The 26,948-nt window shown below is 53.0% G+C and carries 23 protein-coding genes and 2 tRNA genes; 14 read left to right on the forward strand and 11 right to left on the reverse strand.

Annotation, left to right across the window (positions count from 1 at the left end; all coding sequences use genetic code 11):
* Nucleotides 1-33: 33 nt before the first annotated feature.
* Nucleotides 34-1,707 carry an AarF/UbiB family protein gene (locus ACI5FR_RS20300; RefSeq protein ID WP_405457646.1) on the reverse strand — a complete coding sequence of 558 codons (1,674 nt, stop codon included), beginning with the start codon at nt 1,705-1,707 and terminating at the stop codon, nt 34-36.
* Nucleotides 1,708-1,719: 12 nt separating this feature from the next.
* A complete protein-coding gene (locus tag ACI5FR_RS20305; RefSeq protein WP_405457649.1) occupies nt 1,720-2,019 on the reverse strand; it encodes a phasin family protein in 300 nt (99 codons plus the stop codon).
* A 306-nt stretch (nt 2,020-2,325) separates the two neighbouring features.
* Here ACI5FR_RS20305 and ACI5FR_RS20310 point away from each other — a divergent pair, with 306 nt between their 5' ends.
* Both ACI5FR_RS20310 and sigJ read left to right on the forward strand, forming a co-directional pair.
* The gene (locus ACI5FR_RS20310) at nt 2,326-3,648 is read left to right on the forward strand and encodes a phytoene desaturase family protein (protein WP_405457651.1); all 1,323 of its coding nucleotides are present in this window, start codon (nt 2,326-2,328) and stop codon (nt 3,646-3,648) included.
* A complete protein-coding gene (gene sigJ / locus ACI5FR_RS20315) occupies nt 3,623-4,498 on the forward strand; it encodes an RNA polymerase sigma factor SigJ (protein WP_405457653.1) in 876 nt (291 codons plus the stop codon). Before ACI5FR_RS20310 ends, sigJ begins: the two co-directional genes overlap by 26 nt.
* Before the next feature lie 121 nt (nt 4,499-4,619).
* Here sigJ and ACI5FR_RS20320 read toward each other — a convergent pair whose 3' ends face one another.
* Together ACI5FR_RS20320 and ACI5FR_RS20325 are read right to left on the reverse strand one after the other, a co-directional pair.
* Nucleotides 4,620-8,822 (reverse strand): X2-like carbohydrate binding domain-containing protein, encoded by a 4,203-nt coding sequence (locus tag ACI5FR_RS20320; RefSeq protein WP_405457656.1) that lies wholly within the window; start codon nt 8,820-8,822, stop codon nt 4,620-4,622.
* Between the two features lie 438 nt (nt 8,823-9,260).
* Nucleotides 9,261-9,839 (reverse strand): TetR/AcrR family transcriptional regulator, encoded by a 579-nt coding sequence (locus tag ACI5FR_RS20325; RefSeq protein ID WP_405457659.1) that lies wholly within the window; start codon nt 9,837-9,839, stop codon nt 9,261-9,263.
* Between the two features lie 169 nt (nt 9,840-10,008).
* On the opposite strand from ACI5FR_RS20325, the gene ACI5FR_RS20330 reads away from it, so the two are divergent.
* The gene (locus ACI5FR_RS20330; protein ID WP_405457661.1) at nt 10,009-11,232 is read left to right on the forward strand and encodes an MFS transporter; all 1,224 of its coding nucleotides are present in this window, start codon (nt 10,009-10,011) and stop codon (nt 11,230-11,232) included.
* 129 nt (nt 11,233-11,361) lie between these two features.
* Here the strand turns inward: ACI5FR_RS20330 and ACI5FR_RS20335 are convergent, their stop codons facing one another.
* From ACI5FR_RS20335 to ACI5FR_RS20350, 4 genes are all read right to left on the reverse strand, one after another.
* The gene (locus ACI5FR_RS20335) at nt 11,362-12,183 is read right to left on the reverse strand and encodes a phytanoyl-CoA dioxygenase family protein (protein ID WP_405457662.1); all 822 of its coding nucleotides are present in this window, start codon (nt 12,181-12,183) and stop codon (nt 11,362-11,364) included.
* Nucleotides 12,184-12,264: 81 nt separating this feature from the next.
* Nucleotides 12,265-13,179, reverse strand: coding sequence for an AraC family transcriptional regulator (locus ACI5FR_RS20340; RefSeq protein ID WP_405457664.1), 915 nt, complete (start codon nt 13,177-13,179; stop codon nt 12,265-12,267).
* Between the two features lie 238 nt (nt 13,180-13,417).
* Nucleotides 13,418-13,492: transfer RNA gene (locus ACI5FR_RS20345), tRNA-Ser, on the reverse strand.
* Between the two features lie 94 nt (nt 13,493-13,586).
* Nucleotides 13,587-13,660 (reverse strand) — tRNA-Ala (locus ACI5FR_RS20350).
* A gap of 614 nt (nt 13,661-14,274) precedes the next feature.
* On the opposite strand from ACI5FR_RS20350, the gene ACI5FR_RS20355 reads away from it, so the two are divergent.
* Entirely contained in the window at nt 14,275-15,933 is a 1,659-nt protein-coding gene (locus tag ACI5FR_RS20355) for a recombinase family protein (RefSeq protein WP_405457667.1), read from the forward strand.
* Between the two features lie 85 nt (nt 15,934-16,018).
* On the opposite strand, the gene ACI5FR_RS20360 is transcribed toward ACI5FR_RS20355, so the two are convergent.
* Nucleotides 16,019-16,600, reverse strand: coding sequence for an NAD(P)H-dependent oxidoreductase (locus ACI5FR_RS20360; protein WP_405457668.1), 582 nt, complete (start codon nt 16,598-16,600; stop codon nt 16,019-16,021).
* A gap of 134 nt (nt 16,601-16,734) precedes the next feature.
* On the opposite strand from ACI5FR_RS20360, the gene ACI5FR_RS20365 reads away from it, so the two are divergent.
* Entirely contained in the window at nt 16,735-17,769 is a 1,035-nt protein-coding gene (locus tag ACI5FR_RS20365) for an AraC family transcriptional regulator (RefSeq protein ID WP_405457823.1), read from the forward strand.
* 54 nt (nt 17,770-17,823) lie between these two features.
* Here the strand turns inward: ACI5FR_RS20365 and ilvD are convergent, their stop codons facing one another.
* Nucleotides 17,824-19,509, reverse strand: a complete 1,686-nt coding sequence (ilvD, locus tag ACI5FR_RS20370) for a dihydroxy-acid dehydratase (protein WP_405457669.1) — start codon at nt 19,507-19,509, stop codon at nt 17,824-17,826.
* 219 nt (nt 19,510-19,728) lie between these two features.
* Here ilvD and mobA point away from each other — a divergent pair, with 219 nt between their 5' ends.
* The 6 genes from mobA (at nt 19,729) to ACI5FR_RS20400 (ending at nt 22,905) form a co-directional block, all read left to right on the forward strand.
* Complete coding sequence (gene mobA, locus ACI5FR_RS20375; protein ID WP_405457671.1) at nt 19,729-20,334, forward strand: molybdenum cofactor guanylyltransferase; 606 nt, start codon at nt 19,729-19,731, stop codon at nt 20,332-20,334.
* Between the two features lie 132 nt (nt 20,335-20,466).
* The gene (locus tag ACI5FR_RS20380; protein WP_405457673.1) at nt 20,467-20,700 is read left to right on the forward strand and encodes a hypothetical protein; all 234 of its coding nucleotides are present in this window, start codon (nt 20,467-20,469) and stop codon (nt 20,698-20,700) included.
* Between the two features lie 214 nt (nt 20,701-20,914).
* Entirely contained in the window at nt 20,915-21,253 is a 339-nt protein-coding gene (locus ACI5FR_RS20385; RefSeq protein ID WP_405457675.1) for a hypothetical protein, read from the forward strand.
* A gap of 278 nt (nt 21,254-21,531) precedes the next feature.
* A complete protein-coding gene (locus ACI5FR_RS20390; RefSeq protein WP_405457677.1) occupies nt 21,532-21,681 on the forward strand; it encodes a hypothetical protein in 150 nt (49 codons plus the stop codon).
* A gap of 13 nt (nt 21,682-21,694) precedes the next feature.
* Nucleotides 21,695-22,147 carry a DUF86 domain-containing protein gene (locus ACI5FR_RS20395; RefSeq protein ID WP_405457679.1) on the forward strand — a complete coding sequence of 151 codons (453 nt, stop codon included), beginning with the start codon at nt 21,695-21,697 and terminating at the stop codon, nt 22,145-22,147.
* A gap of 131 nt (nt 22,148-22,278) precedes the next feature.
* Complete coding sequence (locus ACI5FR_RS20400) at nt 22,279-22,905, forward strand: helix-turn-helix transcriptional regulator (protein ID WP_405457681.1); 627 nt, start codon at nt 22,279-22,281, stop codon at nt 22,903-22,905.
* A 142-nt stretch (nt 22,906-23,047) separates the two neighbouring features.
* Here the strand turns inward: ACI5FR_RS20400 and ACI5FR_RS20405 are convergent, their stop codons facing one another.
* Nucleotides 23,048-23,686 carry a bifunctional 4-hydroxy-2-oxoglutarate aldolase/2-dehydro-3-deoxy-phosphogluconate aldolase gene (locus ACI5FR_RS20405; protein ID WP_405457684.1) on the reverse strand — a complete coding sequence of 213 codons (639 nt, stop codon included), beginning with the start codon at nt 23,684-23,686 and terminating at the stop codon, nt 23,048-23,050.
* Nucleotides 23,687-23,871: 185 nt separating this feature from the next.
* Here ACI5FR_RS20405 and ACI5FR_RS20410 point away from each other — a divergent pair, with 185 nt between their 5' ends.
* From ACI5FR_RS20410 to mnmH, 3 genes are read left to right on the forward strand one after another with little or no spacing between them, the layout of a single operon-like run.
* A complete protein-coding gene (locus ACI5FR_RS20410) occupies nt 23,872-24,753 on the forward strand; it encodes a helix-turn-helix domain-containing protein (RefSeq protein ID WP_405457686.1) in 882 nt (293 codons plus the stop codon).
* The gene (gene selD, locus ACI5FR_RS20415; protein ID WP_405457688.1) at nt 24,734-25,804 is read left to right on the forward strand and encodes a selenide, water dikinase SelD; all 1,071 of its coding nucleotides are present in this window, start codon (nt 24,734-24,736) and stop codon (nt 25,802-25,804) included. The genes ACI5FR_RS20410 and selD overlap by 20 nt, the downstream gene beginning before the upstream one ends.
* Before the next feature lie 42 nt (nt 25,805-25,846).
* Nucleotides 25,847-26,890 (forward strand): tRNA 2-selenouridine(34) synthase MnmH, encoded by a 1,044-nt coding sequence (gene mnmH / locus ACI5FR_RS20420; protein WP_405457690.1) that lies wholly within the window; start codon nt 25,847-25,849, stop codon nt 26,888-26,890.
* Nucleotides 26,891-26,948: the final 58 nt, after the last annotated feature.

Here is a 26,948-nt window from a genome sequence, read left to right on the forward strand (position 1 = left end):
AATATTTTTGCTCTACAGTAAACGGCAGCCTGGTTAGAAACGGCCGGAACGAAAAATGGCAAAGAGGAGCCATAGGACCATGAGCAAAGCGACGATAAATCCAATCTCGAGAATCGGAATGTTCCAAAGTGTCGTTTGCGACTGACTCAGCGAAGCGCCGATGATCAATCCTACCATGATGATACTCAGCGATAACAAAACGATGCTGAACGACAGGCGGTTGCTGATGCGATCCAGCCTGTTCATCAAGTCATCCACCTGGGGAACCGAAACCTCCACTCGCACCTGTCCCTTGCGCAGCATCAAAGACCATTGCTTCAAACTGGCCGGTACCTCATGAATCAAATCGATAAATTCCGGCACATCCTCGACCCATTTCCTCAGCCATCGCACAGGATTCAGCTGCTCCAAAAACAGCTTGGTCCCGAAAGGCTCCGCTACATCAAATACGCTGAATGTCGGGTCCAGTGCCGATACGACCCCCTCCATGGTCAAGAGGGTCTTGCCCAGCAAAGTTAACTCCGTCGGAATCCGAATCCGATGGCGGAACGCGACGGCGAACAAATCCCGCACCGCTTCTCCCAGGCTAACCTGTTTTAACGGAACCTTGTAGTATTTCTCCCGCAATTCCTCTACATCGAGATAGAGCAGCTCTTTGTTCACCGTTTCCGGAATCACGCCCAAATTCGATATCGCTCGGATCACGCCCTTCGAACTCTGGTTTCGAAGAGCGATGACCAACGTTGCAAAATGCCTTTTCGCCTCAGGCGTCAAACGGCCTACCATTCCGAAATCGAGCAAGGCCAGATTGCCGTCCTTCATCGCCAAAACATTGCCCGGGTGGGGATCTCCATGGAAAATGCCCTCGATGAGCACTTGCTGGAAAATGGTCGTCGCCAATCGTTCCGCAAGCAATCGGCGGTCGAGGCCCGCGTGATCCAATTGGTGATGTTCGGATAGTTTGATCCCCTCTATGTAGGTCATCGTCATTACCCGCTTGGAGCAATAGTCCGGGTAAACCTGAGGTACATGGACATGCTCCCAGGTTTTGCTCAGAGCAGCAAACTTGGCGGCATTCCGCGCTTCCGTCCCGTAATCGAGCTCGGCTCGAAGCGCCTTTCCCAGTTCGTCCACCATATCGCTCAGCCGATAATTGTGCGCCCATTCCAACCTGGATTCGGCCGCCTTCGTCAAATCCTTCAAGATGTCCAAATCCGTTTCAATCTGGTCTTGAATACCCGGCCGTTGTACTTTTACCACTACCGGCGTGCCGTCCTTCAGTACGGCTTTGTAAACCTGTCCAATAGAGGCGGCTGCCAGGGGCACATCGGAGAATTGCAGGAAAAGCTTTTCGATGGGCGCCCCAAGTTCCTGTGCGATAATCTTGGATGCTTCGGAATAAGAAAATGCAGGCACGTTATCTTGCAGGCGCTCCAGCTCGGAGAGGATGGAGGGCGGAACCAAATCAGGCCGGGTGCTTGCGATTTGTCCCAGCTTGACAAAGGTCGGACCGAGCTCCTCCAGCAGCAGACGAATCCTTACCCCGACGGTTTTGGCATGAATGTCATGCCGTTCCGTTCTCCACAAAAACCTAAACCTCTCGGTTTTGCCGATCTCATCGGACACATAGCCGAATCCATTGCGCGCGAATGCCGAGGCGATCGTTCGATAACGCTGCAATTGTCGAATCCGCTTGCCTGCACTCATCTACGCCTCCTGTTACTCCTCGGGTTGGACCTTTCGCTCCAGCGCTTCCAACCTCTGTTCTAGCCGTTCCAGTTCCTCCCGGGTGGCCCATCGTTCACCCAGTACGGCGTTCACCCGCTCACGCGCCACCGCCTCTATTTGCTGCCGCGTGTCTTCTCCTTTCCTTATGAGTTCTTCCACCATGGCTTTCGATTCAGCCCGGTTGACTTCGCCTTTTTTCACAAGCTCATCTACCGTTTTTTCAATTTGTTCCTTGCTTGCGATCACCAGGCCCAGTCCCAGAGAAATTGCTTTTTGGATGGTGTCTTTCATGTTCTTCACGGCTCCTTGTTTTGAATTGTTATGGAGGTTCAACTGTACTAATATGCGTCCAGCGTCTTCCTTAAGAACGCCTGTTTCATAGCTATTGTTCTCAAATCTTTGGACAAATTAACCCAGGTTTTCATTTTTGTTTGAAAGCGGTCGCCCAACTACGAACCGCAAGGTTCGAGACAGGAAATTCAAGATGAGTATGGAAGGACTGTATAGCATTTCGTATTTGGCCATTAACTTTGGATGAAAGTGTCACACTTTACTCTCCGGTAACGTCTTGTTCCCAAAAAGAGTGAGGTGGCCAACATGGCAAAGTATGATGTCGCGATCATTGGCGGAGGACTTACCGGTTTAACCGCATCGATTTATTTGGCAAATGCTGGACTGTCCACGATTGTATTGGAAAAAGCAAATCAGCTTGGCGGTCGTGGGATTACGGTCCATAAAAGCGGAGCATCGCTTAATTTGGGCGTGCATGCGTTATATCGGGACGGGGCGGGGGAGGAGGTTTTGCGCGAAATAGGCGTGAAGCTGAAAGGCGCCAGTCCGCCGGCTTCGGCGGGAGCGGTGTGGAATAACCGGGTATATACGCTGCCATCCAAACCTTTGCAATTGATTGCATCCAGGCTGTTTTCATTCCCGGAAAAGATGGAGCTTACCCGTCTAATGCTCAAGCTGGGCAAGATGGATACCAAACAAATCGGGCCGATCAGTTTAAAGGAGTGGGCTGAACGGGAAATTCGGCACCCGATGCTTAGGCATGTTATATATTCGGTGAGCCGGGCTAACTCTTTCGTTCCTCACCCTGAGCTTCATCTTGCGGGTCCTGCCGTGCGGCAGCTTCAACGAACGTTTGGCGGAAAAGCTTTCTATCTCGATGGGGGATGGGGAGCGCTGGTCGAGGATTTAAGAGAGCGGGCCATTCGCGCAGGCACTACGATTATGCATCATAAAAAAACGGTCGAAGTGGAACATGACGGGACGGTTCGACGGATCCGGTGTGCAGATGGCGATACGATCGAAGCTCCGCATGTCGTGATCGCTGCCGGTCCGAAGGAGGCGTATGATTTGGTCCATAACGCGGACGGCACCTCACTTGCCAGGTGGAAAGACTCCGCTAAACCGATCCGCGCAGCGTGTCTTGATCTCGTATTGCGCCGTTTCCCCGATGGCGGTTCCACCTTTATTGCCGGATTTTGGCTGGATCAGCCCATCTTCTATAACTCCCCGTCTACTGTAGCGAAGCTGAGCGATGACGGCTCCGTCGTCATCCACCTGATTAAACATCTTGGTCTGAATGACAGCCATCCTGAAAAGGATTTGTTGCAGTTGGAACAAGCCATGGATCTCGTTCAACCCGGTTGGCGAAAAGAGGAACTAGCCAGGCAGTATTTGCCGAACTTGACGGTTGTCCATGATTTCAATACGGTAGATAAAAGCAGTGTCTATCACGGTCCGGCGATCCCGGAAATACGCGGCCTGTATGTGGCTGGAGATTGGACCGGGCATGGGGAGCAATTGGTTGATGCATCGTTTGCCAGCGCCAAACGAGCGGCCCAAGCGATCATAGCCGATAAACATTCGGGAAGGGGAGAACTGCGCGTTGGAGAGGGGAGAGTTATATCTTGAATGGAAACCGTTGCTCTTGTCGTTAGCGTATCACACTCTGGGAAGCATCACAGATGCGGAGGATATTGTCCACGAAGTGTTCGTGTCGTGGGAAGAGAATCCGCCGCAGCAAGTACGCGACTTCAAGTCCTATTTGTGCAAGTCGGTTCATAATCGTTGCGTTGATTTCATTCGATCGTCGAGTAAAAAACGAGAATCGTATCTCGGTCCCTGGTTGCCGGAGCCGGTTGATACCGGGGAACTTCGGAAGAGCGATCCATTCGCGATGATGGTATGGAAAGAATCCCTTTCTACAGCGGGATTGTTATTGTTGCAGCAGCTCTCCGCGACAGAACGGATTGTATTCCTGCTGCGTGAAGCGTTTCATTACCGTTTTGATGAAATTGCCGAGATTGTCGACAAAAGCACGGCAAATTGCCGGCAAATCTTTCATCGGGCGAAGAAGAGCATCGGTCCATTGCCTGTACGGAGCCCGGAAGTAAGGGAGACCAAAGCGGCCTTAGCTGAACGATTCGCCGTGGCGTTGATGAACGGGAATATCGGATTGCTCATTGAATTGTTATCAGCGGAAACCGTACTTTACACGGATGGAGGGGGTAAGGTAAAAGCGGCATTCCGCCCAATCCTTGGTTCGGATCGAATCATCCGTTATTTCGTCGGTATTGCGCATGAGGTTCCGGCAGGATATCGATGTGAGACTTGTGAAATCAACGGCATGCCGGGAATACGGTTAGCGGCCGGAGAGATGATTTTCGCAGTTATTACATTTGAGTATTCGCAGGAGCGGCTATCCAACCTCTATATCGTGATGAATCCGGAGAAACTGTCGCACTTTAATCGTGCGAAGTAAGGCTGCTGTGAAAAACTTGTAGGCAGGTAGTCGGGGAGCAAAAAAACGGCATCTCTGCCGGCCATAAAAAATTCCGCATGATGGGTTTGACCCACTCATGCGGAACGATGGCTGCTCGCAATCAGTCAATCGATCCAAGCGTTTTCAGCGTCCTTACGAACACGACCACCGCCTGTGCGCGTGTTGTTTCTCCCTTTGGACTGAATGTGTCCTCGGCTGTACCTGTCATTATTTGAAGCTTGACCATGAGACGAACGTCCTCCAGATAAGACGCGTCCACGCTTCCGATATCCTTGTAGCCGTCCAAGCTAACGGGTTGCTGTGTGATCGCCAGATTTTCGAGCGTAATGACAGCAGCCAGCATACTTGCCATATCTTCGCGGGTTAGCGGCTGATCCGGCATGAAGCTGTAGCCTTTCACGAAGTTCAGTAGTCCGAGCTCCTTCGCTTTCGCTACCTCTCCAAAATACCATGCGTTTTGCTTCACATCGTCATAGGGCACCGTACTGCCGGTCGATGTGCCGCGTCCGAGCGCCCGGACCAGCATCGCAGTGAACTCCGCTCTTGTTACGGCTCGGTCAGGGTTGTATAGGCCGCCGCCAACGCCATCCACAAGCCCTTTCGCCGCAGCAAGTTCGACGAACGACTGGCTCCAATGCTTAAGCACATCGGTAAAGCTCGCCGCATTTTCCGCCACCGTATACACGCTATTGGAATAAGAGCGGATCATCACATACCATATGCCATCGATCAATACTTTCTTGGCGGGAACAAACTGAAACTTCTTCGTAGTATCGTTATAGCGGAAAGCGCCCCATTGCTCCGGCATGCTGGCTATGCTCTTCGGCATCGGTATCACTCTCGTGAGCGCCTTATTGAACTGATCCGCTGTTCCGATCGTTTGGCCAGTCTTCGTATTTATAACGTCGATGTGGAAATCCACCATCGCGCCCAGCACTTTACCCTCTGGTAAGTCGTTCGAAAGCGCCGTCCGTATGTCTTTGTCGCCGGACTTGTCAGTAAGCACAATCTTGAAATGGATATCCTCGGCTTTGAGGTTATGGTTTGCAAGCAAGTCTTTGAGTCCCGGAATCAGCGACGCCACATTGACCGGTATTCGATAGATGCCGTAAGGCGTCTTAATCTCGATTAAGAAGGTAGGGTTCTTACCCTCAAAGCTCGTCAAAATGCTTGCCGGAATGCTCACATACGCTACGCCGTCCTTAGGCGTAACTTCCAGTGTGACGGATGGCTTCGTTGTGTCGATTGTATCCGGGTTAAGCGTTACGCCATTCAGGTCGATGAGCGGCAATGTAACGGGAGGCGTTGAGTCGCCTTCGTCACTCGGTGATGGCGGCGTTGGTGTCGTGTCGCTCACCGTAACAGCCAAGATTGGATCGACACCCGCGCTAAAGTCGAAGGTCAGGTTGGTCGTACCAACCGTTTGCGCTGCCAAATAGCTCTTCTTGATCGTTACGGTGCTACCCGAAACAATGTAGTCGGTGCCGGATACTAGGGTAGACGTGCCGTTCTTAATCGCGCTGAGCGTGTTGCCGTTTAACGTCATCGTAACCGGGATGTCGGCTTGGGCGGACGTCTTCTTATCAAAAGCTGCCGTTGTCGGCGTTATCGTTGAATCATAGATTGTCGTATCGATTACAGTGACAGCCAAGACCGGATCGACACCTGCCTCGAAATCGAAGGTCAGGTTCGTCGTACCGACCGCTTGCGTTGCCAAGTAGTTTTTGTTGATGGTAACAATGTTGCCTGCTACGGTGTAGTCGGTGCCGGATGCGAGCGCGGATGCGCCGTTCTTAATCGCGCTGAGCGTGTTGCCGTTTAACGTCATCGTTACCGGGATGTCGGCTTGGGCGGACGTTTTTTTGTCAAAGCTTGCGCTTGTTTGGTCAATCCCGCTGTCAGGGATGAAGAAATACCGATAGGCAGCTGCCACTCCAGCCGGAACCCCACCACCTTGCGCTTCCAATACCAGTGCATATATCGTATGTTCGCCGCGAGTCATCGATGTCGTCGTTCCCGTCCAATCGCTGCCTGCTCTGTTTGCTTGTATCCATGGCCCTTCGGTGCTGTCAAGCTGGAAATACACACTTTGCACGACCGAAGGAAACGGCGTATAAGAATTGGTTACTTGGAACGTGAACGTCTCGCTCGTTCTGTGTGCAATGTTGTCGGGTAATGGCATTATCGCAACATTCATCGGATTCATCGTACGTCCGGCAGCGTCGATGACGGTCACGTTGACGCTGCTATTATTCGGGAGAACATAGATTTTGTTCGTAACCGAATTCACCGCGAGGGTATAAGGATCAGCTCCCGCCGCTACATGCGTCGTCGTGTTGGTCGCGCCATCTATGACTGTCACGGTGTCGCTGTTTTCATTAGCAACATAGATTTTGTTCGTTACCGGATTCACCGCAATTCCACTAGGACTGGTTCCTACCGGTGCCGTCGTCGTCGTGTTGCTCGTACCATCGATGATCGTCACTTTGCCATCCAATGGATTATTAACATAGATTTTGTTCGTTACCGGATTCACCGCAATTACACTAGGATATAATCCCACCGCTACCGGCGTAGTTGTCGTGTTGCTCGCGCCGTCGATCACGGTCACGTTGGAGCTGTCATTATTGGCGACATAGATTTTATTCGTTACCGGATTCACCGCGATTGCCCAAGGACTGGTTCCCGCCGCTATCGTCGTCGTCGTGTTGCTCGCACCGTCGATGACCGTCACGTTATTGCTGTCAGCATTGGCTACATAGATTTTGTTCGTGACCGGATTCAGCCCAATTGCCCTAGGACTGGTCCCCACGGTTACCAGCGTCTTCGTGTTGCTTACTCCGTCTATGACCGTCACCTTGCCAATACCAACATGGGCCACATAGATTTTGTCCGTTACCGGATTCACCGCGACTGCGAGAGGATTGCTTCCCACTGGTACCGTCGTCGTCGTGTTGGTCGCGCCGTCTATAACTGTCACGTCTTGATCGTTACAATTGCTGACATAGATTTTGTTCGTTACCGGATTTACCGCAATTGCGCAAGGTGCGTGTCCCACCGGTACTGTCGTCGTCGTGTTATTCGCGCCTTCAATGACCGTCACGTTGTCGTTGAAGCGATTAGCGATATAGGTTTTATTCGTTACCGGATTCACCGCGACTGCGAAAGGATTGCTTCCCGCCGCTACCGTCGTCGGCGTGTTGCTCGCGCCGTCAATGACCGTCACGTTGTCGCTGCCAGAATTCGCGACAAAGATTTTGTTCGTTACTGGGTTCACCGCAATCGCTTTAGGGGTGGTTTCCGCCGGTACCGCAGTCGGCGTGTTGCTCGCGCCGTCTATAACTGTCACATTGTTGCTGCCAGCATTGGTCACATAGATTTTGTTTGTTACCGGATTGACCGTAATTTCCCAAGGGCTGCTCCCCGCCACTACCCGAGTCGTTGTGTTACTCGCGCCGTCAATGACTGTTACGCTGGTGCTGCCCTCATTGGCCACATAGATTTTATTCGTAACCGGATTCACCACGATTGCCCTAGGATTAGTTTCCGCCGCTATCGGAGTCATCGTGTTGCTCGCACCGTCGATGACTGTCACGTTGGCGCTGCCATAATTGGTCACATAGATTTTATTCGTAACCGGATTCACCACGATTGCCCTAGGATTAGTTTCCGCCGCTACCGGAGTCGTCGTGTTGCTTGCACCGTCGATGACCGTCACGTTATTGCTGCTAGCATTGGCCACGTAGATTTTGTTCGTGACCGGATTCACCGCAATTGCACTTGGACTGGTTCCCACAGGTACCGTCGTCGGCGTGTTGCTCGCTCCGTCAATGACCGTCACGCTTGCGCTGCCAGTATTGGCCACATAGATTGTGTTCGTTACCGGATTCACCGCAATTGCACTAGGACTGGTTCCCACTGGTACCGCCGTCGGCGTGTTGCTCACACCTTCAATGACTGTCACGCTGGCGCTGCCAGTATTGGCCACATAGATTTTGTTCGTTACTGGATTCACCGCAATTGCCGTAGGATTAGTTCCCGCCAATACTGTCGTCGTCGTATTGCTCGCACCGTCAATGACCGTCACGAAGGTGCTGCCATAATTGGCCACATAGATTTTGTTCGTTACCGGATTTACCGCAACTGCTTCCGGAGTGAGCCCCGACGTCGCAATAGCAGTCAAGCGCGTATCTGCCGAAGTCGATTGCGGCGCCAAAAAAAACGATGTAATGAAGAGTCCGAGCACCATAATCGTGTGAAGGATAGAGGTAAGCGACTTTCTTTTAAGTGTCCATTGTTTCATCCGAGATTCTCCTGTCTGCGAGCCGCGAGACGCCGTTAATGGGCGTCTGACCCTGTATAAATGTATTCCGCTTCGTCGGTGCTCTAAGCCGCATTAGCCGCACAAAATAATTCCTGTTCGCTATCCATTTCTATTAAATACATACTCTAGAGTATATCATACCAAGACTAAAAATTGGTATAAGTAGAATCAAACCCGTTTCGATCAGCGTCTTCGGCTGACTAAGGGGATGTCCGAATCTTGATTGAACTTGCTGATGAAACTTATTCGATGATGTAGCGCGGCATAAAGAAAGAAGCCACCCGAAGGTGGCTTCTTTCTGTATAGAGCCTAAGGGGATTGAACCCCTGACCGCATCGCTGCCAGCGATGCGCTCTCCCACGCTTGCTAGCTACACTACCCAAATTCTATCTACACCTTAGAAGCTTCCAAACGCTCTCAATTCGAACGTATACCTTTAAAAACTTGAGTTACTAATTGCTCAACATAGTTTTTACCAATCGGATCCCCCGTAACTAGTAAACGGTAGAAAATCGGGCCGTAAATGAGATCTGTGCATAATGCGATATCGAGATTCTTCCACAGCTCTCCACGCTCAAGCCCCCGATTCATTATAGTACGAACCTCCAGCCGGCGAGGCTGAATATAGCGGGTCCGAAATGCCTCGGCCAATGCAGAATCAACCTGCCCCTGTCCTATAATTTCCAGAAAAATGGACCCCTCGCGGCTTATCATAAACTGGGCCATATTCGTAGCATGTTCCAGGATATCCTGAAACACCGAACCTGTATCCGGCACAGGCAATCTTGCAGTCGCAGCGGATAGAAAACCGTCCATCACCACTGCAGCCTTGTTTGGCCACCATTTATAAATCGTGGCTTTGCTTACCTGGGCACGCTCAGCGATTTTCTCTACCGTAACAGCTCCAAAGCCGCTTTCCAACAATAATTCATAAGAAGCTGATAGGATGGAGCTTTGCGTTTCCATATTGCGCGGACGCCCTCTTTTGCCCTGCACAGGAATCCTCCTTTGTCAAAATCCTCTTATTCCAAATAAACTATACGTTTAGTATACAAAACAAATTAATTTTTAAAAAGTCTATTTACAAAACGATACGTACAGTATATTATTTCAGTTAACTATATATTAAACTAAACGTTCAGTATTTATTAAAAGGAGGATTTTTATGGTTAGCGAACACGGTAAACAAGGCAACCGTATATCAAGTTGGATGATGTTTCTGTTGGCAGCCGCGTGCGGCCTTATCGTTGCCAATCTTTATTATGCTCAACCCCTTGTAGGACCTATCAGCGTTGCAACTGGCCTTACTGCTGCAACGGCGGGATTCATTGTTACAATGACCCAAATCGGTTATGTAGCCGGGCTGTTGTTCATCGTACCGCTAAGCGACGTCATTGAAAATCGGCGTCTCACGGTGATTATGCTTATGGTTGCAGTTGGCGCACTGTTAACTGCCGGACTCGCATCCAATGCACCGTTGTTCTTTATCGCATCTTTATTCATTGGGATTGCATCGGTAGTAGCCCAGATTCTCGTGCCATTCGCCGCCTATTTAGCGTCCGAAGATCAGCGCGGCCGAGTTGTCGGTAATGTTATGAGCGGCCTTTTATTAGGTATTATGTTCGCCCGGCCGTTGGCCAGCTTCGTAACCAGTCTTTGGGGTTGGAGAGCTATATTTATTTTGTCTGCAATTGTTATTTCTTTATTGACCGCCTTGCTATCATTTGCGCTTCCGGTTCGTAAGCCGTTTCCAGCCGTACGCTACGAAAAATTAATTGTTTCTTTAGGCGCTATTTTCCAACAAACTCCCTCGTTACGACGTCGCGCTATGTATCAAGCCTGTTTATTTGGTGCTTTCAGTTTATTTTGGACGGTTGTTCCTTTACATTTAGCGGATCATTTCGGAATGTCCCAAATAGGTATTGCATGGTTTGCGCTAGTTGGTGTTGGTGGGGCGATAGCTGCACCGATTGCCGGAAGATTAGCGGATAAAGGCTGGAGTAAAGTGTTAACTGGAATAGCCATGATTGTAGCCGTATTGTCTTTTTTGCTCATCCATCTGTTCCAAGGTTCTTCAAGCTTTGCTCTGATTCTTCTCTTTGTATCCGCCATTACACTTGACATGGCCGTATCTGGGAATCTTGTGATTGGTCAACGTACGATTTATTCATTAGGAAGTGAAGCGAGAGGACGCCTGAACGGACTCTTCATGGCCATATTCTTCGTAGGCGGAGCCATCGGTTCATCTTTGGGAGGCTGGTCTTATGCCCATGGGGGCTGGAGTCTCACGTCTCTTATTGGAACAATCTTGCCGCTCTTGGCTTTGGTTTACTTTCTCACCGAAAAAAGAACAACTGAACGGGTTGAACTTACAAGTCACGGCAGCTGAATTAGAACCTAGGGGAATGTCTGAATCGTGATTATGTTTGCTGACGAGGTGGGCTCGACGAAGTGAATGTCGGAAAATCCTGTATGCGGACAAAAAAGACCCGCGAGCAACAGGCTGCGGGCCTAACTGTTATTGTTCCTTATAGAGAAGTGGTAGCCCATCTCCAACGAATCGTTCGCCGTGTTTTGGCTGAAACAATCTTACATTCATATGATTATCATTTTTCGTACCGGCTCTATAACGCGATTCGCCCGACATCAGATGGATGGCCATCGATCTGCGCGGTTGATCCGTTGTATTCGCTCCGCTGCCGTGAATAGTTAGTGCATGATGAAAGCTGACCTGCCCCGCCTTCATTTCTATTGGAACCGGTTTGAATAATTTGCCCAACGATTCCTTTAATCCTTTCTCTTGCTTATCGATATCTTGCTCATAAAAATCGTTTACTTTCATTAAACCCTGTTTATGGCTGCCTGGAACAACCTGCATGCAGCCGTTAGCTACAGATACATCATCAAAAGCAACCCAGGCTGTCACTAACGTAGGCTCAGCCACGCACTGCCAATACGAATAATCTTGATGCCATCCAACGTTGGCCTTGATCCTCTCCTTGCTAGTTCCCGGCTTGTATAACAGCTGATCATGCCATAGCCGCGTGCTTTTCGTATTCAGCAGCTTCGCAGCAATTTGACCAATCAACGGATCAACGGCCAACTCGCGAAGGGTATAATCCGACCAATGACAATTGTCTGTTTGCCTGAGACCGGGTGTGTCTTTCCATGCTTTCCAAGGAGCTCTGCCAGTTTCGAATTCACCGTTATATACTTTGTCCATGTGGTGTTTTAGCAATGTCAGGCGTTCATCGTCGATGATTTTTTGCGATATCCAGTAGCCGTATTCGTTAAAAAAAGCAATATCCTGTTCTGTTGGTAAAAAATTTTTATCAACCATTTACAACACCTCAACCAATTTTTGATAACTTCATTGTAAATGGTTGAAAATCTAGTGTCTTTCCATATCTGACGCAACAATTTAAACTTTCGAATCATCTTTATAGTTTGTTTTGCTATGAACAAACTTACGAAATTCGGCAGGCGACATTTTCGTAAAATTCTTGAAAAACATGCTGAAGTTATGAATCGTGTTGAAACCCATTCTTTCTGCAATTTCTGTAACGGAATCATTGGTTTCCCGCAAGTAATATTTGGCTCGGTCAATATAGAGGGCACGTATATAGTCGCTGATGGAAATGCCGAGAGTTGTTTTGAATAACCTGTTTAAATGGGAGCGGCTTAGATGAACAGCAGCACATAAATCGTCTACGTTATGTCTGCTGTTTACTTCCAAATGAAGCAGTTCAAGAGTGCGCTTGATAGCCGGATGAAGAATGGTTGATGACGATTTGCCCTGCTCAACTGCACTTGAATAATTTCTTATCACTGTAATTAGAAGCTGAATCAACAGACTTTGAGCCATACGCATACTTTGCTTTTGAACGCTTCGAATTTCTTCAATGATCTTATCGAACATCAGTTTCAGGGTTCCCGTTCTATCCTCCACTACCCGATTATTCCCGATGTCAATATATTCAAGCTCCAGATTCTTCATTTGATCCAGTTTAAAGCCTAAGTAGTACATCTTAAAGGAATTGATTCCGGAAGCGGCGCCGTAATGGACTTCCCCAATTTTGGAAAGAAAAAGATCTCCTTCCTTTACGTTATAAAAGTGACTGTTGTTATAAAACCAACCCTGTCCCTTCACAATGTAGCACAATTCAAAATGAGGATGAAAATGAGGAGGGGTATACCACTTTTTTTGCTCCGCAACCCCAACATATAGCAGGCTGTCAAAAAGCATCCCGAACGGCACTTCATAACAAAATTCGTCCGGTATTTCCATAAGCCGTGTCGAAGTGGGTGTTGCGTATTCGGGTGCCTGATTAATCAAATTTACCCCTCCCTGAAAGTTTTCACGATCTAAAATCATATACTGCAGACAGACTCGGAAAGTTCCGATGACGTAAGACGGGAGACTCCAGATGCTAATGCATGCTTCAGGACACGCATGCAACCGTACTAAATTGGTCGAGAGAGCGGAGCCTAGTGTGCGCGGAACGACCCCCTTGCAGGGGTTCACTCCAACCCTAGGCTCCATAACGAAAAAGCACCCCGAAGGGCGCTATATTTGGAGCCTAGGGGGCTCGAACCCCTGACCTCATCGCTTCCAGCGATGCGTGATTCCCAGCTGAGCCTAAAACACTACCATAATGGATTGCTTGAGATGAAGATTATCGTTGACACAAAAATTGCAAAAAAGGAAAAACCTACTCACAATTTAAGAGTAGGTTTATTTTATGGAGCTTAGGGGGCTCGAACCCCTGACCTCTTCGCTGCCAGCGAAGCGCTCTCCCAGACTGAGCTAAAGCCCCGGACAACAAAATTTATTATACAAGCTCCCCGAATAAATTGCAAAGAGAACATACATTCCCTAATTGCGTATGTATTAGACACCAAGAGTGCTTCGGTTTACACAAGCTGCTTATCATTTGGCAAAGAACGCGAAAGAGTTCAACAACTACAACGACATTATGCACCAGCTTAATGACTCCTTCACGCGCCTCAAACTTGGATAACAACACTCAAGCCATTGCTGAGATGTCCGAAGCCCTTGGTCGGATTCGTCGTCGTGACTATGTTGGCGTCTTCCTTTCTCGTAATGACCTTCGGAGACTTCAACTGGAAGCGGCATTGTACGAGAAGCAGTGCTCATACTGTCATTGATTCCTCTACTGTACGGTATGGCGCTTGTGGGAGAAAAGCCAAGTGCTGTATCTCCTACTCCAACTACACTGCCGCGAATCTTCACTTATTATCTATGTGTTCATAAGTTTGCGGTTAAGATGGCAGTTGTTTGTCACCATATCAAAACAAATCATCGAAAAAGCTACCAGCATATAAGTTGGTAGCTTTATTTACATTTATTACAAGTCTAAATTATAATTGTTTCATGGTAGTTAAAACAGCTTAAATGAAGGAGTAATGTATGGTGGCGAATTTGTCTGCACCAAAAAGAGTGGCTTGCCTGTATAGGGTGTCAACTAAAGGTCAGTTGAGTTTAAATGACGACATCCCAGATCAAAGAAGGGCTTGCCAGAACTTCATCAACTCCAAATCTGATTGGGTACTTGTCAAGGAGTATGTTGAGAAGGGTGTTTCTGCATTCAAGGTGTCTGCCAGCAAGAGGGATGAAATACAGAGGGCCAAGGATGATGCCGAGAAAGGTCTATTTGATGTGTTGCTTGTTTTTATGTTTGACAGGCTGGGCAGAAGGGACGATGAGACACCATTCGTAATGAAATGGTTTGCAAAGCAAGGTGTTGAACTCTGGTCTGTAAATGAAGGACAGCAGAAATTCGAGAGCCACGGAGATGATCTAATGAACTATATTAGGTTCTGGCAATCTAGTGGTGAGAGTAAGAAGACATCAATGAGGGTTAAAGAGAACCATACACAGATGGTCGAGGATGGAAAGTTTAGAGGTGGTAAGCCGCCATACGGTTATAAGCTTGTGAAGACAAGTGAGGTGAACAAGAAAGGTAAGGAGCTAATGGGGCTGGCTGTGAACGAAGAGCAAGCGGCAATCGTTAGAGAGATGTACATGCTTGTTTACGAGCAGGGGTTCGGTAGCAACAGAATAGCGAAGTATTTTAACATCGAAAGAAAGCCTACAGTAATGTCAAGCACAGGCGGCGAGTGGACGACAGGTGTCATTAATTTTATCCTGCGGAATCCTATCTACAAAGGCTATAGCACATACGGGAAAAGAACTAGTGACTTTGGTGTCTTTAATATGCAACCTAAAGACAAATGGGTGTTGTCACAACAGGCCAACGATGAGTTGATTATTGTTGACGAGAGTGTGTGGAATGCAGTCCAGACAATTAGAAGTTCTAGGACTCCTGACAAATCAAAGAATGATTCATATGAGAGGGTGACTATAACGAAAAGCCCACTGTTATTTACCGGAATTGCAAGATGTGGGCATTGCGGATCGCCTCTAACAACAACCTATAACAGCAAGAAGTATGCACTAGCAGACGGAACAATTCAGAAATGGAAGTCAGCCAAGTATCGTTGTAGCGGCAAGGCATTAGGGAAGTCTTGTGACGGTCAAACGATTCATTCTCACAACAAGATAGAAGGGGTAGTTCTTGAGGAAGTGGATAAATATTTAGATAAGCTTAAGCAAGTTGACTACAACAAGGAGATCGAACACTTCCGTAAGAAGAATCTTGGCGAAGACACTAAATTACTGAAATCCTTGCAGAAGGACATAGAGGAACATTACAAAGAGCTTGCTCACCTACATGCAGAGGTTCCCAAGGCGATAGCTAGTAAAAGCTCTTTTAAGCCAGAACTGCTTTCATCTTTGATCGAACACAAATACACGGAGATCAAGGAGGTAGCTGAAAAGATTAAACAAGTAGAATCCACACTTGGGACCAAGAAGGTTGAGATCGGGGAGATGGAGGCATTACAGAAACATATCCCCATCTGGAAGGAAGAGTTTGAGGCCGCACCACATGAAAAGAAAAAAATGATGCTAAACTCAATCATTGAGCGCATCACAGTTTATAGAGATTCAATTGTGGTTGATGTCAAATTGCATGTTTCTCAGTTTATTTCTTCGCTAATGGGGTAGTGAATAAATCTCACTCGTTCTAACGCATCGAGGCCGCCCCCGCAAAGAGAGCTTGGCTTCCCATTGCGGAGGCGTATTCAGGCTGTTAAGCAAGCTTCGACCCTAACCGTCTTACCTTCTCCAGCCAACGTGCTCTATGCTCCGGCGACGATGGTCTTACCGGGCCAATCTCGGTGACGCGAACGGGGGTGATGCCGCAAAATTGCAAAATGTTACGCTTCATGACGCTATGCCCGGCGCGTTTGTAGATCCAGCGGTTGTACCAAGCCGGCGTATCCATCGTGACGATAAGGTGTGCGCTTTTCCCGGATAACAGCTTATCCCAGAGCGGAGAGTTCTCGCGGTACTTGTAGGCGAAGCCGGGCAGGAAGACGCGGTCGATAAAGCCTTTCAGAATCGCCGGCATTGCGCCCCACCAGGTCGGATAGACGAAAACGAGGTGATCGGCCCACCGAATGAGCTCTTGCGCCTCTACTAGCACCGGCTCGAGCTCGGTTCGTTGCCGATACCCATGCTTCAAGTTCGGATTGAACTCGATTCGGCTGAGATCGAGCTCCCGAATGTGGGCTTGACTCCCCGATGCACCTTCCCGATAAGCACCGGACAGAGCCGAGCAAAAGCTTTCGGAATCAGGGTGTCCCTGGATGATGAGAATGTTCGATTTCATGGCTATGTTCCTCCTATGTGAATGGTCATGGTACTATAAAGTGGAGTGACTAGTATCAAGCATACAAGGATGAGAAACATAAAGGTATGATCGACCGCGCACGGAAATTGCTCATTCACGCAAGGGAGGAGTCCATCGTGACCTATAACGGAATTGCCATTTCTATGGTCTATCCGATCTTGAAAGCCATTGTACACAAAGGATATGAAGCGGAGGATTTTGGCCGGTATGCTTCGCTTGACGCAAGCCTGCTGCAAGATGTCGAAGCTCGGATCTCCGCAGAGGAGCTGGAACGGCTCATGCTCGCAGCCGCGGCGTTCACCCGAGACGAGCATTTCGGCTTGCGGCAAGGGCAACTGATGGAGTTCGCCGACATGGGGGTACTCGGTTACGTGATGATGCATTCCAATACGATCGCAGACGCGCTGGAGGCGTATCGGAGATATAACGTCATTCTGTGCAGCGGGTTCAATCTAGAGTGCGCCAGCGGGGAGGAAGACGTCACCATAAGATTGTCCATACAGCAACCTGCACAGATGTCGCGGCATTGTGTGGAGGATATGGCCGTCTCTGTCTATCGCTTGATCGGGAAGCTGAGCAATCGGCCGATCCCGCTGAAGGGGGTGAACTTTACGCATGAAGCGACAGCCGATACGGAGCCGTACGTGACGGCATTCGGCCTCCTGCCCAAGTTCGGCGAAGCGGAGAACGCGCTGATCCTGAGCAAGGACGTTTTGAACTATCCGGTGCTTTACTCGGATCCCAGGCTGTTGGAGGTATTTGAACGCATAGCCCGAGAGACGCATGAGACCTTGACCGGAAATAACACCTTCACGAATCGAATCGTCGCATGGATGGAGAAGTGTATGCCTTCCTGCTTCCCGACCTTGCAGCAAACGGCGGAAGCATTCGGGACGAGCACGAGAACGATTCAGAACAAGCTGAAGGAAGAGAACACGACGTATGTCGACTTATCGACCCGCGTGCGCAAGGAAATCGCCATGCGATATTTGAAGCAAAAGGACTACTCCGTGGGCGATATCGCTTATGTGCTGCACTTCTCGGAACCGAGCGCCTTCCAGAGCGCCTTCAAAAAATGGACCGGTCTCACTCCGGGCCAGTACCGGGCGAACTCGGGGAAAGAGCGGAGGGAGGCCGCAACGCGGTGATGCAACAAAAAAGAGCCCTGCCACCCGGCAGGGCTCTTCCTAAAATCGCAAACCTTACAGCTTCATCACGCCGCCGCTGCTGGCGTTGGTGACGAGCGCCGAGTAGCGCGCGAGGTACCCGCGCTTGATCTTCGGCTCGAAGCCCGGCCATGCGGCACGGCGGCGTTCCAGCTCCTCGTCGCTCACCTCGAGCGTGATCTTGCGGTTGTTCATGTCGAGCTCGATCATATCGCCGTCATGGACGAAGGCGATCGGGCCGCCCTCGGCCGCTTCCGGCGAGACGTGGCCGATCGAGATGCCGCGGGACGCGCCCGAGAACCGGCCGTCGGTGATCAGGCCGACCTTCGTGCCGAGGCCCATGCCGACGATCTGCGACGTAGGCGCGAGCATCTCCGGCATCCCCGGGCCGCCCTTAGGCCCTTCGTAGCGGATGACGACGACGTGGCCTTCCTTGACCTTGCCGTTCGCGATCCCGGAGAGCGCTTCGTCCTGGGAGTCGAAGCAGATCGCTGGACCGCGGTGGTAGCCGCCGACGGACTTGTCGACCGCGCCGACCTTGATGATCGAGCCGCCCGGCGCCAAGTTGCCGAACATGACGGACAGGCCGCCTTCTTTTGAGTGCGGATCCTCGACACTCCGGATGACGGTGCCGTCGGTGATCTGGGCATCGATCACGTTCTCGCGCAGCGTGTTGCCCGTTACGGTCAGCACGTCGCCCACGAGCGCGTTGTCTTTCTTGAACAGCTCGTTGATGATCGCGCTCACGCCTCCGGCGTTGTGCAGGTCTTCAATATGATGGTCCGAAGCCGGAGCGAGCTTGCACAAGTAAGGAACCCGCTTCGCGACTTCATTGATCCGCTCGATCGGGTAGTCGATGCCGGCTTCATGCGCCAAGGCCAACGTGTGCAGCACGGTGTTCGTCGAGCCGCCCATCGCCATGTCGAGGGCGAAGGCATTGTCGATCGAGTCCTTCGTCACGATGTCGCGAGGCTTGATGTCGCGCTTGATCAGCTCCATGAGCTGGGTCGCGGAACGCTTCACGAATTCGCGGCGCTCCGGCGAAACGGCGAGAATCGTGCCGTTGCCCGGCAGGGCCAAGCCGAGCACTTCGGCGAGACAGTTCATCGAGTTCGCGGTGAACATGCCGGAGCACGAGCCGCAGGTCGGACAGCCGTAACGCTCGAGCTCGTCGAGGCTCTTCTCGTCGATCTTCCCGGTCATGTAGGCGCCGACGCCTTCGAAGACCGAGGTGAGGGAGATGGCGCGGCCATCGCTCGTGCGTCCTGCCTTCATCGGGCCGCCGCTCACGAAGACGGTCGGGATGTTCACGCGAAGCGCGCCCATCATCATCCCGGGCGTAATTTTGTCGCAGTTCGGGATGCACACCATGCCGTCGAACCAGTGGGCGTTGACCATCGTCTCGACAGAGTCGGCGATAATCTCGCGGCTCGCGAGCGAATAGCGCATGCCGATGTGGCCCATCGCGATCCCGTCGTCGACGCCGATCGTATTGAACTCGAACGGCACGCCGCCCGCCTCGCGGATCGCATCCTTGACGATTTTCCCGAACTCTTGCAGGTGGACGTGGCCGGGTACGATATCAATGTAAGAATTGCAGACTGCGATGAACGGTTTGTCGAAATCTTCCTCAGCCACGCCGGCAGCGCGCAGCAAGCTGCGGTGCGGGGCGCGGTCGAACCCTCTTTTGATCATATCGGATCTCATTTTTGCCTTAGCCATCTCGTAGGTTCCTCCCTCATATGAACGCATGAATCGATCGGTATCGCATCCATGTTCGTCTACCCCATGCATTTACCCTTAATACTAAACAAATTCCACCTATCTGACAAGTGAACATCTTATCCAGCATGGGATTGATAGGGTAGGCTGCTCGAGTTGAGCGGGATGTTTCAGAATCGATATAATGGGGTAATAAGGATGGGGCTGGGGGGATCTGGATTGACGGCAGGTGTAATCTTGGCGGGCGGACGGAATCGAAGAATGGGCGGACAGCCCAAGGGACTGCTAGAGCTGCAGGGTGAGGCGATCATAGCGAGACAAATCCGTCTGATGCGGACGCTATGTGCGGAAATGATCGTGGTGACCAACGAGCCGGAGCTGTATCGGAGCGAGGTGCCGCAAAACGTAAACCTTGTGCCGGATCGGAATCCGGGGCTCGGACCGCTGGCGGGCATGGAGGCGGCCTTCGCCTGTACCTCTTCCGATACGATATGGATCGTTGGCTGTGACATGCCGTTCGTATCGCCTGAGGCGGCACGGCTCATGCGGAGCAAGCTGGAGGAGCGGGAGGAGCTCGATGCGGTCATCCCTTGTCTCCAGGGGAAGCGGCACCCTTTGCACGGGCTGTATAGGAAGCGGGTGGAGAAGGCGGTGTCGCCTCTTCTGGAAACGCAGCAATTGCGTCTGATGGGCTTGTTCGAGCGGATCCGATGGGTAGAACTAACGGACGAAGTATTTGTAGAAACAGGTATCGGCACCCGTTTTGCCACGAATGTCAATACGCCGGAGGAATGGGTCGAGCTCAGAAAAAATGTCGAAAAGTAAGAAATTGGATCGAAATTAGGGACGCAAAAGGGCAGAACGATACGAATGCTTTTTGTAACCTTTTACCCCACACTCACGTCTAGGAAATAGGCGACATGCCGTTTCCAATCTATTCCGGGAGAGTGATATGAGATGCCCTACTACATTGGCTACAAAGGAAAAAAGCTTGGCTCCGCCTTATCCAAAGCAGATGCGGAAGAGAAGCTGGTCGCGCTGAGCCGCTGTTTCAACCAATTGGAGATTATTAAGGAACCGAGCGTAAACTCCTCAAAGGAAACCCAGCCGTTATTGCCGTTGGAAGTCGCCGCCGCCGTCCCGTTCACTCGTCCCATTTTCGAGAATACCCTTTATTCAGTGCGTAAATAAAAATGCCGATGATGGCCACCGTGATGATCCCGATCAATACCCAAATGCCTGTCATAACGTAATCCCTGCCTTTACTAGGTTTCATGCTGCCCGAGCTAACCTGTGAGCTATCCTACACTATACACGAAAATCCGGCAAAGATACATATACGTATATTAGCAGGACGTTTGGGAAAAAAGATGGATAGGCATGTTTTGCGACAGGAGGGAACCTTATGGACAAAAAGACGTTCTACGTATCGGTACAAGCGGGCGATGTTCTGGAGGATCCGGATGTCGCAGCGTTCGAGTTCGAAATCGAGGCGACGGACGACCAAGTGGCCCTGCTGCAGGATCTGATGGACGAATGGTCGCAAGGGGACAGCCGCTCGCCGGTCTCCATGTTCTCGTACATGGGGGAAGAGCATTCCGACGATACCCGAATCGATAACTATGACGCCAGGCTGGAGCGGATCTACCGGTACATCCACAAGCTGGGGACGCCGGAGACGAAGCGGCATATCGAGAGCATGAATGTGATGCACGATTTGCAAGACGAGAGCCGTCAGAAATAAAAACTCCTGATTCTGTAAGCGAAAACCGCACTGCCTCCGGCAGATGCGGTTTTTTGATAACATCAGAATTTATAAGTTTTGAGCGTAAGCTCAAGAATTCTGGTGTTTCAAGAAAAGCTACCGCTAAAGCACGAATGCACTTCCTCGAAATGCTTCGAACTGAAGCTTTTCTTATAACCTCATCGCGGTGCCCGGGTTCCCGACGGCCCTTTTCTTGACGCTGGCGTTGCCGGGGGATAAACTGGACTGTAGAAGACGGATTGGAGTGACGACAGAAGGTGAGCGCAGTGTTGGGGTTGCCGCTAGCGGCCGAGGTCGACATGAAGGATGTCGGCGAAGCGATGTTTTTTGTGATGGTGGTTGTTCTCGCCTTTATTTTCCTGATTCTGTGGGCCAAGTGGAAAAAGAAGAAACGGGATCGAAAGTAGAGGGGGAAGGCCGATGTATTATGTGAACGTGGAACAAATGGACGAGCGGCTCGCCATGATCCCGCTCTTGACGCAGGCGTGCGGCGAGCTATTGAGGCAGGAGGGGGCGGCACCGCTGCCGCTGTTGTCCCGGCTGGCGCAGGAGCGCGCGCTGCACCTCGCCATCGAGCTGGTGACGGACGTCGGCAGTCTGCTGATCGACGGGTTCCTGCTGCGCGATGCAAGCAGCTATGAAGATATAATCGAGATTCTCAGGGTAGAGTCGATCTTCCCGGACGAGCTGGTCGCGCCTCTGCAGGAGCTGGTCCGGCTGCGCAAGCCGCTCGTGCAGGACTATATGCGGGCGGGGACGGAGACGCTCCATCCGCTGACGAGACAGCTGCCCGGGCTGCTGGCGTCATTCGAAGCGTCGGTACGGGCGTTCATGGCGAAGGAACTGGGTCCGTTCGGCAAAGGGGTTCAGTAAAGAAGTTCAGCAAGGAAGTTCAGCAAGGAAGATCATCAGGGAAGATCAGCAAGGTTGACCAGCAGGGAAGCAAGGCCATGACGTTCATGGAGATCAACAAGAGAGCGACTTGGGGAAGGAGGCGGAGGAACATGGAGCAGGAATCTTCTACGCGCCAGACGATCTTGACGATGCTGAAGACGTCCGGCCCGCTGCATGTCGGGGAGATGGCACGGCGGCTGGGCGTGACCGAGATGGCGGTACGGCGGCACCTGCATACGCTTGAGCGGGATGCGCTCATCGAGTCCAGCCTCGTCCGGCAGCCGATGGGACGGCCGATGCACGTCTACCGGCTGACCGAAGCCGCCGATGAGTTGTTCCCCAAAAATTATGGCGTGCTGGCGCTCGATCTCCTCATGGAGCTCTCCGAGGACGAAGGCGAGGAGCGGGTCGACCGGCTGTTCGAGAAGCGGCGCGACAAGCTGCTGAGCAAGTATGCGAAGTCCATGGAGGGCAAGCCGCTCGAGGCGAAGGTGGCCGCACTCGCGGACATCCAGAACGCCAACGGCTACATGGCCGAGTGGCAGCAGGGGGCCGAAGGCGAGTTCGTGCTGCAGGAAGCAAATTGCCCGATCGCACAGGTGGCCCGGCAGTTCAACCAAGCTTGCCAATGCGAGCTGCAGCTGTTCCAGCGGCTGCTCGAGGCGGACGTGGAGCGGACGGAGTGCCTCGCTAAAGGCGGAGGCAAGTGCGTGTACATCATTCAGCCCAACACATGACAACATCCCAACTCAGGCTGCCTCATAGCCGCGAGATTGGGATGTTGCGGTTTCCGGGAGCGGGCGGAACCGAAGCCGTCCAGCTGCCACGATGCGTAGCGGCGGAAGAGCCAGGCCGCGTAACAGCATGCAGCCTAACCGCCTAGCTGCCGATCGTCTGCTCCGTCAACGCCCGGGCTTTCTCGGTGATCCAGGCGAAGTTGCCGGCGGCGATCTCCTTCAAATTGACGACGGAGCCGCCGATCCCGACGCCATGGCAGCCGATGCGGATAAATTCGCGGATATTGTCCGCGTTCACGCCGCCGACGGCCAGCATCGGGATGTGGCTCAGCGGGCCTTGCAGCTCCTTGATGTACCCGATGCCGAGGCTCGCGCTCGGGAACACCTTGACGGCGGTCGCGCCGGCTTTCCACGCACGGACGATCTCGCTCGGCGTCATCGCGCCGGGGTAGATCGGCACGCCTGTGTCGGCGCAGTAGCGGATGACGGCTTCATCCGTATTCGGCGTGACGATGAAGCCCGCTCCGGCCGCCAGCGCCGTCTTGGCGTCGTCCAGATCGAGCACGGTGCCCGCCCCGATGAACATGCGGTCGCCCCGCTCGTGCTGGAGCTGCCGGATCATGTCCGGCGCACCCGGAGTGTTAAGCGTCACTTCCATGACGGTAATCCCGCCGGCGTAGAGCGCATCGGCCACTTGGAGAATGTGGCGCTCTTCGACGCCTCGAATGATGGCGATGATACGGGTTGCTTCGACTTGCTTCAGTCCTTGTTCTTTGTCCATGTGTCGCTGCCACTCCTTGTCTCCTGCTATTGTCGGTTATTATACCACATGCAGGCCGGAACCGCCGAACCCTCGTGAAGGCAACGCTTGAATGAGCGCGTCCCAAAGCATACAATGAATGGGAACCCTGCGTATGGAGCGGGCGCCCGTATCCGCGCTGCCATGCTCCTGGATGGAGGCCAGAGATGAAGCTCCGACCGATTCCGCTGCCCGCAAGCGGTGTATATCTGTATGAAAGCAAGCACCAGGAAGGCGACACGATCGATCCGCATCACCATGCGGTCCATCAGATGTTGTTCGCGCTCGAGGGGCGGGGGACGATCAAGGTCGACCGGACCGCATACGACTTCACGACGGACAATGCCGTCATCCTGACGCCGCAGACCGACCACGCGATCGTCTCCGACGCGAAGCTGACGCTGCTCGTGCTCGCCTTCGACGCGGGCCGGCTCGATGCCGACGTGCGCCGCGAGCTGCTGCAGGAGAGCTTCCCGCAGTCGGCGTACATGCCGCTGAATGGATTCACGGCGAGCGAGCTGCGGCCGCTGCTCCGCAAGATGCTGTTCGAGCAGTCGCGGCCGAGCGCGCTCGGCGGGTGGGCGATGCGCATCTACTTGCTCGAGATGCTGCTCTTGCTCGCGCGGTCGAAGCACCCGGCGCCGATCCACGACTCGAACCAGCTGCGGGCGGAGCGGATCCGCGCCTACATCGACGGGAACTATTACGAGCCGATTCAGGCCGGCGATCTGGGGAGCAAGCTCGGGCTTAGCGCGCGGCATATCAATCAGATTTTCAAGGACCAATATCAGCTGACCCCTACGCAGTATTTGACCGAAGTGCGCGTCCAGGTAGCCCAGAAGCTGCTGCAGGAGACGGACAAAGACATCGTGTCGATCTGCTTCGAGGTCGGCTACGAGAACCTGTCGACGTTCTATCGGACGTTCAAGGGGGTCGTGAACATGTCGCCGAACCAATACCGTAAGGTTTATCGCGGCACAGATATAGAAACAATGCGTACAGAGGCAGGAAAGGACGAGGAGGACCACGATGAGCGACAATCAAACTGAACGGATCAAACTGACATCATATTCGTCGAAAGGCGGCTGCGGCTGCAAGATCGGCCCGGCCGATCTCTCCCAGGTGCTGCGCAACCTGCCGCCCGGAGTGCCGAACCCGAACCTGCTCGTCGGGCTGGACACGAGCGATGATGCCGGCGTGTACAAGCTGACGGACGAGCTGGCGCTCGTGCAGACCGTCGACTTCTTCACGCCGATCGTCGACGATCCCTACGCGTTCGGGCAGGTGGCGGCGGCCAATGCGCTCAGCGACGTGTACGCCATGGGCGGGAAGCCGCTCACGGTGCTGAACATCGTGGCGTTCCCGATCCACACGCTGGACAAGTCGGTGCTGGCCGACATTCTGCGCGGGGCGGGAGACAAGGTGCGCGAGGCCGGCGCGACGCTCGTCGGCGGCCATTCGATCGACGACAAGGAGCCGAAGTTCGGCCTCGCCGTCACCGGGACGGTGCATCCGGACCGGGTGCGCACGAATGCCGGGGCGAAGCCGGGCGACGTGCTGATCCTGACGAAGCCGATCGGAGTCGGCATTCTGACGACGTCGATCAAGAAGGATCAGCTGAGCGAGGCGGAGATCGCCCGCGTGACGAGCGTCATGACGACGCTGAACAGGACGGCGGCGGAGACGATGGAGCGCTTCGAGGTGCACGGCGTAACCGATGTCACGGGCTTCGGCCTGCTCGGCCATGCGTCCGAGATGGCCAAGGGCAGCGGCGTCGGCTTGCGCATCGCGGCGAAGCGCGTGCCGTTCCTGCCCCGCGTGCGCGAGCTCGCGGAGGCCGGTTTCGTGCCCGGCGGCACGAAGAGCAACTACGCCCACCTCGAGGGCAGCGTCACATTCGACGCCTCCATCGACCAGATCGGCCAATGGATGCTGTGTGACGCGGTCACCTCGGGGGGCTTGCTCATCGCGGCGGCGCCCGGGGAGGCGCCGGCGCTGCTCGAGGCGCTGATCGCCGCCGGCGTCGAAGCCGCCGCCATCGGCGTTGCCGTCGCGGAGCACGCCGGACACATCGTCGTGCTGGACGCGGAAGCGGTGTAACCCGCGGATCATGAAGCGACATCGACAGAGGAGGGAAGCCGGATGGTGCAGGAAATCACAATAGAGCAGCTGCTGGAACCGTACCGGGCCGGTGCGGTCACGCTGATCGACGTCCGATCTCCTTCGGAGTTCGCGGATTCGACCATTCCTGGGAGTCGGAATATCCCCTTATTCAATGACGAAGAACGGGCCGAGATCGGCACGATATACAAGCAAGTGAGCGTAGAAGCGGCGAAGCAGCGGGGGCTCGAGATCGTGTCGGCCAAGCTGCCCGCGTTCATCCGGGAATTCGCCGAGATCCCGGGGCGCAAGGCCGTCTTCTGCTGGCGCGGCGGTATGCGCAGCAAGACGAGCGCCACGCTGCTTGGGCTCATGGACATTCGCGTCCATCGGCTCCAGGGCGGGTTCCGCGCGTTTCGCCAATGGGTCGTAGGGACGCTGGAGCAGTTCGAGCTTCGGCCGCCCGCGGTCGTCGTGAACGGCTACACCGGCTCGGGCAAGACATCGCTCCTCCAGCGTCTCGAGAACGAGGGCTATCCCGTGCTCGATCTCGAAGGGATGGCCGGCCATCGCGGGTCGGTCTTCGGGCAAGTCGGGCTCGCGCCGAACAACCAGAAGACGTTCGAGGCGCTTCTCGCCTTGAGGCTGCTCGAGCTGCAGGAGGCGCCGTACGTGCTATTGGAGGCGGAGAGCAAGCGGATCGGCAAGGTGATGGTACCGGACTTCCTGATGGAGGCGAAAGCCCGGGGCGTGCAGCTGTTCCTGGAGCTGCCGACTCAGGAACGGGTCCGGCACATCCTCGAGGACTACGAGCCGGAGCGGCACGCCGAGGCGTGCCTGGAGGCGTTCGCCCGCATCAAGAAGCGGATCCATACGCCGGTCGCCGCGGAGATCCAGGGTCATCTGGAGGAGGGGCGCTATGCGGAGGCGGTGGCGCTCCTGCTGGTCTACTATTACGATCCCCGGTACGAGCATGCCTCGTTGCAGTACGGGGGGGAGAAGCTGGTATGCAAGGCGGAGACGATCGAAGAAGCGATGGAGCTCGTGCGGGACCGGCTCCGGGAGCGGTTTCCCGTCCCCAAGTGAAACGAATTGGAGCGCTTGCCCTTCCGGGAGGCGCTCTTTTCGTTGTTTCTGGGGTCCC

Origin of the sequence: Paenibacillus sp. HJGM_3, assembly GCF_045062745.1 — a bacterium.
Lineage (GTDB): Bacteria > Bacillota > Bacilli > Paenibacillales > NBRC-103111 > Paenibacillus_AA.

What these genes read in the sequence shown, in the direction of transcription:
- ACI5FR_RS20300 (WP_405457646.1), bottom strand. Translation starts at nt 1,707, where the DNA reads ATGAGTGCAGGCAAGCGGATTCGACAATTGCAGCGTTATCGAACGATC.
- ACI5FR_RS20305 (WP_405457649.1), bottom strand. Translation starts at nt 2,019, where the DNA reads ATGAAAGACACCATCCAAAAAGCAATTTCTCTGGGACTGGGCCTGGTG.
- ACI5FR_RS20310 (WP_405457651.1), top strand. Translation starts at nt 2,326, where the DNA reads ATGGCAAAGTATGATGTCGCGATCATTGGCGGAGGACTTACCGGTTTA.
- ACI5FR_RS20320 (WP_405457656.1), bottom strand. Translation starts at nt 8,822, where the DNA reads ATGAAACAATGGACACTTAAAAGAAAGTCGCTTACCTCTATCCTTCAC.
- ACI5FR_RS20330 (WP_405457661.1), top strand. Translation starts at nt 10,009, where the DNA reads ATGGTTAGCGAACACGGTAAACAAGGCAACCGTATATCAAGTTGGATG.
- ACI5FR_RS20335 (WP_405457662.1), bottom strand. Translation starts at nt 12,183, where the DNA reads ATGGTTGATAAAAATTTTTTACCAACAGAACAGGATATTGCTTTTTTT.
- ACI5FR_RS20355 (WP_405457667.1), top strand. Translation starts at nt 14,275, where the DNA reads ATGGTGGCGAATTTGTCTGCACCAAAAAGAGTGGCTTGCCTGTATAGG.
- ACI5FR_RS20360 (WP_405457668.1), bottom strand. Translation starts at nt 16,600, where the DNA reads ATGAAATCGAACATTCTCATCATCCAGGGACACCCTGATTCCGAAAGC.
- ilvD (WP_405457669.1), bottom strand. Translation starts at nt 19,509, where the DNA reads ATGGCTAAGGCAAAAATGAGATCCGATATGATCAAAAGAGGGTTCGAC.
- ACI5FR_RS20380 (WP_405457673.1), top strand. Translation starts at nt 20,467, where the DNA reads ATGCCCTACTACATTGGCTACAAAGGAAAAAAGCTTGGCTCCGCCTTA.
- ACI5FR_RS20385 (WP_405457675.1), top strand. Translation starts at nt 20,915, where the DNA reads ATGGACAAAAAGACGTTCTACGTATCGGTACAAGCGGGCGATGTTCTG.
- ACI5FR_RS20395 (WP_405457679.1), top strand. Translation starts at nt 21,695, where the DNA reads ATGTATTATGTGAACGTGGAACAAATGGACGAGCGGCTCGCCATGATC.
- ACI5FR_RS20400 (WP_405457681.1), top strand. Translation starts at nt 22,279, where the DNA reads ATGGAGCAGGAATCTTCTACGCGCCAGACGATCTTGACGATGCTGAAG.
- ACI5FR_RS20405 (WP_405457684.1), bottom strand. Translation starts at nt 23,686, where the DNA reads ATGGACAAAGAACAAGGACTGAAGCAAGTCGAAGCAACCCGTATCATC.
- ACI5FR_RS20410 (WP_405457686.1), top strand. Translation starts at nt 23,872, where the DNA reads ATGAAGCTCCGACCGATTCCGCTGCCCGCAAGCGGTGTATATCTGTAT.
- selD (WP_405457688.1), top strand. Translation starts at nt 24,734, where the DNA reads ATGAGCGACAATCAAACTGAACGGATCAAACTGACATCATATTCGTCG.
- mnmH (WP_405457690.1), top strand. Translation starts at nt 25,847, where the DNA reads ATGGTGCAGGAAATCACAATAGAGCAGCTGCTGGAACCGTACCGGGCC.